15 protein-coding genes and 1 tRNA gene are annotated in these 12,727 nt (G+C 66.3%); 1 reads left to right on the top strand and 15 read right to left on the bottom strand.

Going from position 1 to position 12,727, the window contains the following annotated elements; all coding sequences use genetic code 11:
- Window positions 1-172: 172 nt before the first annotated feature.
- The 5 genes from ACFUTU_RS20290 to gcvH all read right to left on the bottom strand — a co-directional run bounded on the left by ACFUTU_RS20290 (window position 173) and on the right by gcvH (window position 3,271).
- Complete coding sequence (locus tag ACFUTU_RS20290; RefSeq protein WP_377967591.1) at window positions 173-769, bottom strand: MerR family transcriptional regulator; 597 nt, start codon at window positions 767-769, stop codon at window positions 173-175.
- Between the two features lie 250 nt (window positions 770-1,019).
- Window positions 1,020-1,523: a bifunctional nuclease family protein gene (locus ACFUTU_RS20285; RefSeq protein ID WP_076798054.1), complete on the bottom strand. Its 504-nt coding sequence runs from the start codon at window positions 1,521-1,523 to the stop codon at window positions 1,020-1,022.
- Window positions 1,523-2,239, bottom strand: coding sequence for a MerR family transcriptional regulator (locus tag ACFUTU_RS20280; RefSeq protein WP_377967595.1), 717 nt, complete (start codon window positions 2,237-2,239; stop codon window positions 1,523-1,525). Before ACFUTU_RS20280 ends, ACFUTU_RS20285 begins: the two co-directional genes overlap by 1 nt.
- A 22-nt stretch (window positions 2,240-2,261) precedes the next feature.
- A complete protein-coding gene (locus tag ACFUTU_RS20275; protein WP_377967589.1) occupies window positions 2,262-2,738 on the bottom strand; it encodes an FHA domain-containing protein in 477 nt (158 codons plus the stop codon).
- Between the two features lie 146 nt (window positions 2,739-2,884).
- Window positions 2,885-3,271: a glycine cleavage system protein GcvH gene (gene gcvH, locus ACFUTU_RS20270; protein WP_377967587.1), complete on the bottom strand. Its 387-nt coding sequence runs from the start codon at window positions 3,269-3,271 to the stop codon at window positions 2,885-2,887.
- Between the two features lie 153 nt (window positions 3,272-3,424).
- Here gcvH and ACFUTU_RS20265 point away from each other — a divergent pair, with 153 nt between their 5' ends.
- A complete protein-coding gene (locus tag ACFUTU_RS20265) occupies window positions 3,425-4,297 on the top strand; it encodes an Fpg/Nei family DNA glycosylase (RefSeq protein ID WP_377967585.1) in 873 nt (290 codons plus the stop codon).
- A 155-nt stretch (window positions 4,298-4,452) separates the two neighbouring features.
- Here ACFUTU_RS20265 and ACFUTU_RS20260 read toward each other — a convergent pair.
- The 10 genes from ACFUTU_RS20260 to ACFUTU_RS20215 all read right to left on the bottom strand — a co-directional run.
- Window positions 4,453-4,526 (bottom strand) — tRNA-Pro (locus ACFUTU_RS20260).
- 140 nt (window positions 4,527-4,666) lie between these two features.
- Complete coding sequence (gene der, locus ACFUTU_RS20255; RefSeq protein ID WP_377967583.1) at window positions 4,667-6,217, bottom strand: ribosome biogenesis GTPase Der; 1,551 nt, start codon at window positions 6,215-6,217, stop codon at window positions 4,667-4,669.
- Window positions 6,218-6,227: 10 nt separating this feature from the next.
- Entirely contained in the window at window positions 6,228-6,911 is a 684-nt protein-coding gene (locus ACFUTU_RS20250; protein WP_377967593.1) for a lysophospholipid acyltransferase family protein, read from the bottom strand.
- Window positions 6,912-6,954: 43 nt separating this feature from the next.
- On the bottom strand, window positions 6,955-7,668 hold the full coding sequence (gene cmk, locus ACFUTU_RS20245) for a (d)CMP kinase (protein WP_377967581.1): 714 nt from the start codon (window positions 7,666-7,668) through the stop codon (window positions 6,955-6,957).
- Window positions 7,668-8,777: a prephenate dehydrogenase gene (locus tag ACFUTU_RS20240; RefSeq protein ID WP_377967579.1), complete on the bottom strand. Its 1,110-nt coding sequence runs from the start codon at window positions 8,775-8,777 to the stop codon at window positions 7,668-7,670. Before ACFUTU_RS20240 ends, cmk begins: the two co-directional genes overlap by 1 nt.
- 3 nt (window positions 8,778-8,780) lie before the next feature.
- Window positions 8,781-10,019: a pseudouridine synthase gene (locus ACFUTU_RS20235; RefSeq protein ID WP_377967577.1), complete on the bottom strand. Its 1,239-nt coding sequence runs from the start codon at window positions 10,017-10,019 to the stop codon at window positions 8,781-8,783.
- A 108-nt stretch (window positions 10,020-10,127) separates the two neighbouring features.
- Complete coding sequence (locus ACFUTU_RS20230; protein ID WP_377967575.1) at window positions 10,128-10,757, bottom strand: SMC-Scp complex subunit ScpB; 630 nt, start codon at window positions 10,755-10,757, stop codon at window positions 10,128-10,130.
- Window positions 10,754-11,602, bottom strand: coding sequence for a segregation and condensation protein A (locus tag ACFUTU_RS20225; protein WP_377967573.1), 849 nt, complete (start codon window positions 11,600-11,602; stop codon window positions 10,754-10,756). Before ACFUTU_RS20225 ends, ACFUTU_RS20230 begins: the two co-directional genes overlap by 4 nt.
- A 5-nt stretch (window positions 11,603-11,607) precedes the next feature.
- Window positions 11,608-12,507: a ParA family protein gene (locus ACFUTU_RS20220; protein ID WP_377967571.1), complete on the bottom strand. Its 900-nt coding sequence runs from the start codon at window positions 12,505-12,507 to the stop codon at window positions 11,608-11,610.
- A partial coding sequence (locus tag ACFUTU_RS20215; RefSeq protein ID WP_377967569.1) for a hypothetical protein occupies window positions 12,504-12,727 on the bottom strand: 224 nt, incomplete at its 5' end. The genes ACFUTU_RS20220 and ACFUTU_RS20215, both read right to left, overlap by 4 nt.

Genomic DNA, 12,727 nt, shown 5'->3' with positions numbered 1-12,727 from the left:
TGGTCGCCCGGGTCATTTGTTTATAAGACACACCAGCGCCGCCGCCGCATCCCCCCCTCACCGCGCACCCCCCGCAAACCCCGGCCGGGGCCGCACATGAAGACGCCCGCCTCCCGCTGGGGAGGCGGCCTTCTGTGTGTCGTATGGCGCCGCGCGTCCTCTGGCGCCCCTGCTAGCCGATCTTCCGCGCCGCGCGGCGCTTGCTGAGTTCGTCGTCGGGGAACGTCTGCTCGCCCGCGTGCTCGCTGGGCAGCGAGGCGAGGCTTCCCTCAACCTCCCGCCACACGCGGCCCACGGCGATGCCGAACACGCCCTGGCCTCCCTGCACAAGGTCGATGACCTCGTCCGCGGAGGTGCATTCGTAGACGCTGGCGCCATCGCTCATGAGGGTGATCTGGGCCAGGTCCTCCACCCCGCGTTCACGCAGGTGCTCGACGGCGCTGCGGATCTGCTGAAGCGATACGCCCGTGTCCAGCAGCCGCTTGACCACCTTCAGGACCAGGATGTCGCGGAAGCCGTAGAGCCGCTGGGAGCCGGAGCCTGCTGCTCCGCGGACGGCGGGCTCCACGAGGCCGGTGCGCGCCCAGTAGTCGAGCTGCCGGTAGGTGATGCCGGCGGCCTTGCAGGCGGTGGGGCCGCGGTAACCGGCGTCCTCGTCCAGCACGGGGAGATCCTCAGTGAAGAGAAGGCCCTGAGCGCCGCTTGCGGGCAGGGCAACGCCAGCCGTCGAAGGGTGCTTCAGCTCGCCTGCTTCGCCTTTCGGACTCACGTGGATCCTCCTTGTCATGAGCTCCCCTGGGGAAGTTGCCGCAACAGCTGCTACGCGCATGAGATCCGTGAAATTCATGCTTGTAATTCGGCCGGAGTAGCACTTTCCAGTGTGACTTGCGCCGCTGTCGTATGCAATGGGAACTTGGTACCTCCGACGTTAGGCCTGCCACGGCCCAAGGTCAAAGACCTTGGCAGGATTGGCAGGGCGTGTCGAAAGTTTCAGGCTTAACTTTAACCTTAACGTGACCTTAGCCGTCGAAATCCTCGGGTTCGACGTCGTCGAGGAACTCCCGGAACCTGCGCAGCTCGCGTTCTTCCTCCACGGTGGGGCCGGGCTCCGTGTCCTCACCCTCGTCGTGCTCGGTGATGCGCACGCCGGCCTCATCCATGACGGAGTCCGCGCACCAGATCCGGCACTTGGCGCGCAGCGCAATGGCCAAGGCGTCCGACGCCCGGGAGCTCACAGTGGCCCCGTTGTCGAACTGCAGCTGGCCGTAGAAGATGTTGTCCTCCACCGCCACGATGTTCACGCTGACGACGGAATGGCCGAGCGTCTCCACGACGTCGACCAGGAGGTCGTGGGTCATGGGCCGCGGCGGCACCACGCCCTGCTGGGCCAGCGCGATGGCGCTTGCCTCCGGCGTTCCGATCCAGATGGGAACGTGCCGTTCTCCGTGCATCTCGCGGAGCAGAACCAGTGGCTGGTTTGAGGGCAGTTCGATGCGGACGCCCACAATCTCGACTTCGATCATCAGATTTCCATCCGCGAGATACGGTCCTGGACCAGGGCACGGTGCAGGGTAAGGCAAAGATCGCTGATTTCCCGGGCGGCCTCCGCTGCGCGGGCCTGTGAGGCAGCGTCCCGGCGCGAGGTCAGGGTGGCCACGGCGCGCTCGACGAGACCGAACTCGCGCTCCGCCGCAGCCTGGAAGGGACGGAGGTGCCGCGGCTCCAGGCCGTGGCTCTCCAGCTGGACGCAGGCGCGGGCCACCTGGAGGGCGTGTTCGTCGAATTTACCGTCGGTATGCCCGATGAGGCCGAAGCTGAGCAGGGACTGCAGGAGCGGAACACTGGCCCCCGACTCCGCGCGCAGCTGCTCCTCGCTGAGTTTGCGCGCCTTGTTCTGCAGTTCCGCGGCGAGCTCATCCGAGACAATCCGCGGGGAAACGGTAACCCCGGGCGGCAGGTTCTCGGGCCGCTCTCCCCTGTCGATGGCATCAAGGTAATCCTTGATGACCTTGAGCGGCAGGTATTGGTCGCGCTGCAGCGACAGGACGAAGCGGAGCCGTTCCACATCGCTGTCCGAGTACTGCCGGTAGCCCGCGGGCGTACGCCGGGGGTTGATGAGCCCCTTTTCCTCAAGGAACCTGATTTTCGACGCCGTCATGCTCGGAAAGTCATCGCTCAGCTGAGCGAGGACTTCCCCGATGTTCAGGACCAGTGGTCCCCGGCGCTCCGGTTGTGCCATTGCCACAGGCAGCCGCTCCGAATCAGACGCGTCCTGCTGCGCGGGCAGGGCTCAGGTAGAAGGTGAGACGGAACTTGCCAATCTGGACTTCGTTTCCGGACCTCAGTTCCACGCTGTCCACGCGGTCATGGTTGACGTAGGTGCCGTTCAGGCTTCCGGTGTCCACCACCTCAAAGCTCCGGGAGGTGCGCCGGAACTCGACGTGGCGGCGGGAGACCGTCACGTCGTCGAGGAAAATGTCGGCATCCGGGTGCCGCCCGGCCGTGGTGACATCGGAATCAAGGAGGAACCGGGCGCCCGAGTTCGGCCCGCTGTGGGCCACGAGCAGGGCGGAGCCGGAGGGCAGCGCCTCAACGGCGGAGCGTTCCTCCGGGGAAAGCTTGGGTACAATCGTGGGCTCGTCATGAACCGGAGTGAGGTTGATCGAGGTGGTCTCCGAGGCCCTGCCCGCACCTGTGCCGTAATCGCCGCCGGTGTGGTTCTGTTCGCCGCCAACCATGGATTCCTCCTCCTTCGTTGCAGATGTCCCCCTGCAATCAACGCGTACCGTCCGGAACTGCCTGGCAGCTCCGGTATGCCGCCCGCGGTCCGGCCGTGGGATCCCATTTCTGGACTCCGGTGGCCGGGCAGCGGGACCGGTTAGCTTTAGCCTACCTGTTGTTCGTACTCCGATGCACTGAGCAGGGAATCCACCGCATCTGCTTCGGCGAGCTTGACCTCAATGAGCCAGCCGTCACCGTACGGATCCGAGTTGATAAGCGCCGAATCGGTGTCGAGCGCCTCGTTGCGGGCCACAATTTCACCGGAGACGGGTGCGTAGATGTCGCTCACGCTCTTGGTGGATTCAACCTCGCCCACGACGTCGTTTGCCTTAACAGTGGTGCCAACCTCGGGCATCTGGGCGTAGACGACATCCCCGAGGGCGTCCTGGGCGAAGTCGGTGATCCCCACTCGGACCACACCATCGGCGTTCGGGGCGGTCACCCATTCGTGTTCGGCGGTGTAGGACAGATCAGAGGGAATGTTGCTCATCAGGGGCCTTTCATCGGGTCTATCACCAATGTCAACGGAGGCCTGGGAACAGCCACCGGTTGAAAGTATATGCACAAGACCTTGGCTCCCGGATGTGCCATTATGCCCCGCGCGGACCGCCCAATCCGGCATCCCTTGTGGCAAAGTGGTGCCATGCCGGAACTACCCGAGGTGGCCGCACTGAGCACGTTCCTCGACACGCGGCTGCGCGGTGCTGTGCTGGAGAAGCTGCAGGTCCTGTCCGTGGCCGTACTCAAGACGGCTGACCCGCCCTATACGGCGCTGGCGGGCCGGACCATCACCGGCGTGGAGCGGTTCGGGAAGTTCGTCAGCATGGATGCCGACGGCCTTTATTTCGTCTTCCACCTCGCCAGGGCGGGCTGGGTCCGTTTCACCGAAAACCCGTCATCCGAGCCGCTCCGGCCGGGCAAGGGTCCCATAGCGGCCCGCCTGCACTTTACCGGGGCGGACGGCGGAAAGATGGGCATCGACCTGACCGAGGCCGGGACCAAGAAGGGCCTGGCCATCTACGTGGTGCCAAAGCCCGGCGCCGTTCCCGGCATCGCCGAGCTCGGGCCGGATCCGCTGGCCCCCGCCTTCAGCCAGGAAATGTTTGCGGAGATCCTGGCCGGGCATCCGCACCAGATCAAGGGCGTGCTGCGGAGCCAGAGCGTCATTGCCGGCATCGGGAACGCGTACAGCGACGAAATCCTGCACGCAGCGAAAATTTCTCCCTACGCCATGGCCAATTCGCTGGATCCGGCGAAGGTGGGAACACTGTATGACGCCATCCACACCGTTCTGGGAGCCGCTGTGGCCCAGGCGCAGGGTAAGGCGCCGGCCGACCTCAAGGATGCGAAGCGGAGCGGGATGAGCGTGCATGGCCGCGCGGGGCAGGCCTGCCCGGTGTGCGGGGACACGGTCCGGGAGGTGTCTTTCGCGGATACTGCCCTACAGTACTGCCCGACCTGCCAGACGAACGGCAAAATCCTGGCCGACCGCAGAACGTCGCGCTTTCTCAAGTAGCCCTGGTTTTGAAGTAGCTCCGCGGTCCGGCGTCACGGCGGCGGGCAACCGTCCGCCGTCGTCCTCTGGCCTGGTCTGTTGGCGGCGAAACAGCCAAACCCGGGCAACAAGAAAACCCCGCCAATCCTGTTCGGATTGGCGGGGTTTTATTGCGGTCGGGCTGACAGGATTTGAACCTGCGACCCCTTGACCCCCAGTCAAGTGCGCTACCAAGCTGCGCTACAGCCCGTCAGTTCCGCCGTTCTCCGCCAGATGAATAATTCCGAAGAATTTCATCCAAGCAGTCCGGCCGAACCACCTAGAAGAGCTTACACGATTCCGGAGGGTGTCAATGACACTTTCCGGCATTCGCTGCCCGGTGTGTCGTAGCTAACGCTTCTTTCCGCGCTTTTCACGCACACGCATGCTGACTTCGATGGGCGTTCCCTCGAAGCCAAACGTTTCCCGCAGGCGGCGGGTGATGAACCGGCGGTACCCGGGATCCAGGAATCCCGTGGTGAACAGGACGAACTTCGGGGGCCGGCTGGAGGCCTGCGTGCCGAAGAGGATGCGGGGCTGCTTGCCGCCGCGGACGGGGTGCGGGTGTGCGGCCACCAGCTCGCCCAGGAAGGCGTTGAGCCGTCCGGTGGGAATGCGCCGGTCCCAGTTTTCCAGCGCCAGCTCCAGGGCAGGCACCAGGCGGTCCTTGTGCCAGCCGGTCTTGGCGGAGATGTTGACCCGCGGCGCCCACTCCACGTGCGCCAGGTCCTGCTCGATTTCGCGTTCCAGGTAACGGCGGCGTTCGTCGTCCAGCAGGTCCCACTTGTTGAACGCGAGCACCAGGGCACGCCCCGATTCGATGGCCAGCTGCAGGATGCGGACATCCTGTTCGCTGAGGACCTCATCAACAGCCAGAAGAACGACGGCGACCTCCGCCTTTTCGAGCGCGCTCTGGGTCCGGAGGGAGGCGTAGAAGTCGGCCCCCTGCGCCATGTGCTGGCGCCGGCGGATGCCGGCGGTGTCCACGAAGCGCCAAGTCTTGCCGCCGAGCTCGATGAATTCATCGACCGGGTCGCGGGTGGTGCCGGCGGTGTTGTCCACCACCACACGCTCGGAGCCTGCCAGCTTGTTCAGCAGCGAGGACTTGCCGACGTTGGGGCGTCCGATCAGGGCGATCCGGCGCGGGCCGCCTGAGCGCTCGACGCCTTCGACCGTGGAGAACTCTGGCAGGGTGTCCATGACGTGGTCCAGCAGGTCCGCGACGCCGCGGCCGTGCAGCGCGGACACGGGGTACGGCTCCCCGAAGCCCAGGCCCCACAGGACTGCGGAGTCGGCTTCCTGGGCAAAGTCGTCCACCTTGTTGGCCACGAGGATGACGGGCTTCTTGCTCCGCCGGAGCATCTTCATCACGGCTTCGTCGGTGGCGGTTGCACCGACGGCCGAATCGACGACGAACAGCACGGCGTCAGCCAGTTCCACGGCCATTTCGGCCTGCTCCGCCACCCGGGCATGGATGCCGCGGGCATCGTGCTCCCAGCCGCCTGTGTCCACGAGGGTGAAGTTCCGGCCGTTCCAGTTCGCCGAGTACATGACGCGGTCGCGGGTCACGCCGGGCGTGTCCTCCACCACGGCCTCGCGGCGGCCGAGGATGCGGTTGACGAGGGTTGACTTGCCGACGTTCGGGCGGCCGATGATGGCCAGGACGGGGTCCAGCTTGAGCGGGCCCTCGAGCTCGTCCTCGTCGTGCAGGCCGCTAAGGAGCGCGGCGTCTTCCTCGTCGAGTTCGTAGTCATCCAGGCCGGCGCGGAGGGAAGCGGCGCGGAGCTCCGCCTCGTCATCGTCCATGGCCGCCAGATGCTCTGCCACCTGGTCCATGCCGGTGGGCGTGTATTCGTCTTCGCCGGCGCCGGAGCGGCCGGAAGTTTGAGTCGTATCGCTCATTGCACTTTCCTTAGTGGTGGTCTGCCGGCGGTCCGGCTGCTGCGGTGGAACGTTGGTGCGGATGATCCGCTGCGGGCAGGGACAGCCCGCTGAGCCGGACGGTGTGCCGGACGTGCGCGGCCAGAGTGTCCCGGATTTCCGTAGCCGCCCTGTCCATTGAAGCACGGCCGCTTTCATCCGGGTTCCGGCTAAGCGTGAGGGGACTGCCGAAGCTGACGTGCAGCCTGCGGCCGGGTTTCGGAATGCTGTCCAGGTGTTCGCCGCCCTGCCGTGTGCCGAGGATGGCCACCGGTACCACGACGGCATCCGAATTCAGGGCCAGCCATGCCACCCCGTTGCTGATGCCTGCTGCGGTGCCGCTCCCCCGCGTTCCCTCCGGCAGGATGCCGATGCAGCGGCCGGCGTCGAGCACGTCCTTGCTGAGCTGGAGAACGGACCGGTCTCCCCGGCGGTCGACCGGAAGCTGCCCCGAGGCCCTCAGCACGCGGCCGAGGAAACCCTTGAACATCTCCTTCTTGACCAGGATGTGCATGGGCCGGGGCGACGCGCCGAACATGACCGGCCCGTCGAGGAAACTGATGTGGTTTCCCGCGAAGATCACCGGTCCGGCAGCCGGAACGTTGGAGCGCCCGGTGACGGCTGTCCGGTAGACGACGTTGTTCAGGAACCGGCCGACGGGCCGGCTCCACGCCATGGTCCAGGAGCCCGGGGTCCGGGTCCCCGGCATCCTGGCGGAATCACTCATGGTTGATGACCTTGGTGACGATGCGCAGCGCGGCGGCCACGGTTTCCTCGAAATCCAGCTCCGAGGAATCCAGCGTCACCACGCCGTCCGCCGCCTGGGTGAAGTTCACCACGGTGGAATCCTTCGCGTCCCGCTGGGTCACCTGGGCAGCCAACTGCTCGGCGCTTTGCGTTCCGCCCAGCTGGATCCCGCGGCGGCGGAGCCTGGCCTCCTCGCTGGCGGTGAGGAGCATGCGCACCTGGGCGCCGGGGGCGACGACGGTGGTGATGTCCCGGCCCTCCACCACCATGCGGCGGTTGTGCTTTTCAATCAGTGCGCGCTGGCGGCGGATGAGTTCCGTCCGGGCCCCGAGCGTCGTGGCTACGGCGCTGACGGCCGAGGAAATGGCCGGTTCCCGGATGGCGTCGGTGACATCGGCGCCGTCCACACGCACGAACTCGGCGTGCGGGCTGGTGCTGATGTCCAGCGGCAGTTCTTCGGCAGCCAGTTCGACGGCGGAGGCATCAGCCAGATCGGTTCCCCGGTCGAGGCAGTACCAGGTGAGGGCCCGGTACATGGCACCGGTGTCCAGGTAGGCAAGGCTGAGGCGGCGCGCCACTTCCTTGCTGACGCTGGACTTGCCCGAGCCGGACGGCCCGTCGATGGCCACCACCAGCGGGCGGCCCAGCCGGAGGGCAGGCAAAGTGTCAAGGAGTTCCTGTGTCATTACTGAAGTACCCGCCATCCACGGTCGCTTAGTGCTTCTACAAGGAGGTCATGCGCGCTCGGCAGCACGGAGATCTCCACCATGCCCACATTCTGCCCGGAAGAGTGGTCCAGGCGGAGGTCTTCGAGGTTAACGCCGATCTCACCGATCTCGGTCAGCAGCCGGGCGATCTGGCCCGGCCGGTCATCAACGAGCACCGTGAGCCAGGAATAAGCCTGCGGCGGTCCGCCGTGCTTGCCCGGAATGCGGGCCTGCCCCGCGTTGCCTTCGCTCATCAGCTGGGCGAGGTCAAGACGTGCTCCGGCGGCCGCCGGGTCTTCCAGCGTTCCGATCAGCCGGTTGAGGTCTTCGCGCACACCGTAAAGGATCTCCACCACCTTGCCGGCATTCGCACCCAGGATCTGGACCCACAGGGTGGGATCGCTGGCTGCGATGCGGGTGGTGTCGCGGAGCCCGTTTCCGGCGAGGGAGAGGGCGTGCATGGGTGTGTCCTGGAGCCGGCTGGCCAGCAGCGAGGACATCACCTGCGGCAGATGGGACACCAGGGCCACAGCCCCGTCGTGCTCCTCGGCGGTGAACTGCGAAACGAGGGCACCGAGGTCAGTGGCCAGGGCACGCGCAGTCTGGAGAGCCCCGGCGGAGGATTCCTCGGTCGGGCAGACGACCCACGGCATGGACGTGAACAGCTCGCCGCGGGCGGCCACCGGGCCGGACTTCTCGCGGCCGGCCATGGGATGGGTGCCCACGTAGCGGCTGAGGTCCGCGCCGCGGTTGCGCAGGTCCCGCAGGATCGCCGCCTTGACGCTGGCGATGTCGACGACGGTGGCGTCCGGGTAGTCTGCCAGCGCCCGTTCCACCACGTCCGCCGTGACGTCCGGCGGCGACGCGACGACAACGAGTTCGGGACTCTCGTCGCCGATAGAGGCCAGCGGGAGGCCGGCACCGATATCGACAGCCACCGCCTGGTTGGTGGGCGAGGGATCGGACAGGTAGACGGCGACGCCGCGGCCGCGCAGGCCGAGGCCGATGCTGGTGCCGAGCAGACCCGTGCCGATAACAACGACCGGCCCGTTCAGGTGACCGCGGCCGTGCGTACGGAATGCCGACATCCCCTACAGCCCCACAGATGCCAGCAGGTGGCCGACTTCCTGCTTGCCGAGGTTGCGGATGCTTCCCTGGCGCTGGTCACCCAGGCCGATCGGGCCGACCTTGACGCGCACCAGGCGCAGTACCGGGAAACCGACGGCGTCGAACAGGCGCCGGACAATCCGGTTCTTGCCGGAGTGCAGCACCACCTCGATCAGCACGTGGCCCGGGGTGGAGTCCACCAGCCGGAAGGAGTCGACGGACGCGAAGCCGTCCTCGAGTTCGATGCCTTCCTTGAGCTGCGCGCCGATGCCCTGCGGGAACGGTCCGCGGACCTGCACCAGGTAGGTCTTGGGGACCTCGTAGGACGGGTGGGTCAGCCGGTTGGCCAGCTCGCCGTCGTTGGTCAGCAGCAGCAGGCCCTCGGTGGCGACGTCCAGCCGCCCGACGTGGAAGAGCCGTTCACCCTGGTTGTTGCGGATGTAGTCGCTGATGCACGGCCTGCCCTCGGGATCCTCCATGGTGGACACCACGCCCTTGGGCTTGTTGAAGACCATGTACACGAGCGTGTCATCGAGCTGGATGCGCAGGCCGTCCACGTGGATGACGGCGGTCTTGGGGTCGACGCGGACGCCGAGCTCGGTCACGACCTTGCCGTCGACCTCCACCCGGCCCTCGGCGATCATTTCTTCGCAGACGCGGCGCGACGCGACGCCGGCGGAGGCCATGATCTTCTGCAGCCGGACACCATCGGCGTCGTGGACTTCGGACTGGGGCACGTCGGCGCGGGGACCGCGGCCGCGCGAAGGCCTGCGGACCGGTCCCAGGTTCTGGCCGAAGCGTTCGCTGCCGAAGGCACGGGAGCCGCCGGCCTTGGGCGCGGCGGACTTGGGCTTCAGCGCGCCGGGCGTGCCGGGTGCTTTGTTGGCGCCCGGCTTCCGGGCAGCGGCGGCCTTGCGTGCGCCGGCCTTCGCGGCGCCTGCCCTGGGTGCGGGTGCCTTGGCGCCCGGCTTCCAGTCACCCGCGGGCCGCCGGCCGGCGGGGGCCTCGTCGGGATCAACGAAGCGCTCTTCGCGGGGCTTGGCCTTGTAGGTGCGGTCGCCAAACGGCCGATCGCCGCCCTTGGGGAAGTCGCGCTTCCCGGCGCCCGCGCCGCGGCCCTGTGCTGCCCCTCGGCCTTGTGCTGCGCCGCGCGCGGCGCTGCGGTCCGGACCCTTGCGTCCGGAACTGTTACGTGGTGAACCCTGGCGTCCCGCCTGTGTCATGACCCGTCCTCTTGTGATTTTGACCGGCATAGGTTGTCCCAAGACAACACTAGCCAGCCGTGCAGAATAAATCTGCCCTGGTAAAAACTGCTCCGCAGGCGTGCCCGCCTACATCCTTCCGGCGTCGTAAAACTCATCAATGCCTTCAAGCCCCGGAAGGTGCGGTGAAAGCTGAGGCAGCTCAGCCACCGAGCCGATTCCCATGCGTTCAAGGAAGTACGACGTCGTGCGGTACAGGACTGCGCCCGATTCCGGATCTGTTCCGGCATCCTCGATCAGCCCGCGCTGGGTCAGCGTCCGCACAACAGAGTCAACGTTGACTCCGCGAATTGCAGACACCCTTGCCCGGGACACCGGTTGCCGGTATGCGATGACGGCGAGTGTCTCCAGCGCCGCCTGGGTCAGCCTGGCCGTCTGCCCCTCCATGACGAAGGCACCGACGATGTCGGCGAATTCAGCCCGGGAGTAGATGCGCCAGCCGCCGGCGACATTCCGCAATTCAAAACCCCGGGGGCTGGCGACGGCCTCATCTTGGAGACCGTTTCTGCCAGTTTCCCTTTCCGGGGCTTTAACAGTATAGCCGTCATAATCGCGCTGCAGCTCCAACAGCAGCTCCTCCACGGCGGCCACTGTCAGGTTCAGTCCGGCGGCAAGGTCTGTGGCCGAGGCCGGCTCATCCAGCACCATCAGCACCGCCTCAAGGGCGGCACGTTCCCTTCCCGTCACTGGCTCGGTCATTGCTGCTCCTCGCGTTCCTGATATTCCTCGCTCAGGTGTTCCGCTGTCCACCCGGCGCCGGCCGCTGTCCAGCGGACGGTCAGGTCGCCGAGCGGCGCGATCTGGTCAAACGCCACCACCTGGTCCCTGAACAGTTCAAGCAGCGCCAGGAAGCGCGCCACCACAACCAGGGTGGATTCGGCGTCGGCTATCAGCGTCCGGAACGTAAGGGGCCGGCCCTCCTGCAGCCGCAGTCCGATCAGCTCCGCCTGCTCGCGGACACTCACCGCGCTCCCGTGCAGGTGGTCCACGCCGACCTCCGTCGGCGCCGGGACCTTGGGCTTCAGCGCTGCCTCGGCCAGCGCAGCAAACTGCCCGGGGCTGTGCTTCCAGACGAGATCCGGCAGCATGGCGGCGAAGTGTTCCTCGAGGGCCACCTGCCGCGGATAACGGCGGGATTCGAGTTCCAGTGTCTCGTCCATCAGAGCCGCGACCTGCTTGAACGCCTTGTACTGCAACAGCCGTGCGAACAGCAGGTCACGGGCCTCAAGAAGGGCGATGTCGTCGTCGTCCTCCACCTCGCCTGCGGGCAGCAGGCGCGCTGCCTTCAGGTCCAGCAGGGTGGCCGCGATGACGAGGAACTCACTGGCCTCGTCGAGGGCCCACTCCTCCCCCAGCTCCTGCATGTTCCGGATATACCGGATGAACTCGTCCGTGACCGTGGCAAGGGCCACTTCGGTGATGTCCAGCTGGTGTTTGGAGATCAGTCCCAGCAGGAGGTCGAAGGGTCCGCTGAAGTTGGCCAGGCGTACTTCGAAGCCGGACCGCCTGCTTTCTGCGGGATGCGTGGCCGGCTCTGCGGTCATCCCGGCTAGGGCGCCCCGCCGCGCGAAATCAGTTCCTTGGCGAGGAGGCGGTAGGCGTCGGCGCCCACGTGGTTTCCGGCATAGCTCGTGATGGGCTCGGCAGCCACCGTGGCGTCGGCGAATTTAATGGAACGCTTGATGACGGTCTCGAAGACCTTGTCCCCGAACGCTTCAACCAGGCGGCTGATGACCTCGCGGCTGTGCAGCGTGCGGGCGTCGTACATCGTGGCCAGCACGCCGTCCACCTGCAGACGCGGGTTGAGTCGGTCCTGGACCTTGTCGATGGTTTCGACCAGCAGGGCCACCGCCCGCAGGGCGAAGAATTCGCAGATCAGCGGAATGATCACGCCGTGGGCCGCGGTCAGTGCGTTGACGGTGAGCAGGCCGAGGGAGGGCTGGCAGTCGATGAGCACGACGTCGTACTCGTCCTCGACTTTCTTCAGGGCGCGGTCGAGCACCTGCTCGCGGGCAACCTCGTTCACCAGCTGCACTTCCGCCGCGGAAAGGTCAATGTTGGCGGGAAGCAGATCCACGTTCTCCACACCGGTCTGGTGGATGGCCTCACGGATATCGATCTTGCGGTCCATGAGGACGTTGTAGACCGTCAGATCCAGCTCATGCGGGTTCACGCCGAGCCCGGCGGACAAGGCGCCCTGGGGATCGAAGTCCACCAGGAGCACGCGGCGGCCGTATTCGGCGAGAGCTGCCGCCAGGTTGATGGTGGAGGTGGTCTTGCCCACCCCGCCCTTCTGGTTAACCATGGCTATGACGCGGGCCGGTCCATGGGAGGACAGCGGCGCGGGCTCCGGAAAATCGCGGTGGGGGCGGCCTGTGGGACCCATGACGGCGTCTTCCAGGTCGAGTTCCGTGCCTTCCAGAGTTGCTGAACCCTGTTCGCTGCTCACGTATCAATCCACACTTTCGATGACGGTGATTTATCTGCCGCTGTCTGCCAGCGCCCCTGCTTCTTCCACCCCAAGGTTACAGCGCCCGACACGGCATTCCGTGGACCTTGACTTTTGATGGCGTTTGAGCCTTTACCTTGTACCTGAGGTCGAAGGTTGTCCGCATGCGACGCCAGGTAAACAGTCCCGCAGCAAAGAAACCGCCCGCACAGGCTGCGCC

The sequence above is a fragment of the Arthrobacter sp. NPDC057388 genome, from assembly GCF_042668165.1.
Lineage (GTDB): Bacteria > Actinomycetota > Actinomycetes > Actinomycetales > Micrococcaceae > Arthrobacter.
Note: the sequence above shows the minus strand (reverse complement) of the source record. Positions and strands in the feature narration are given on the sequence as shown.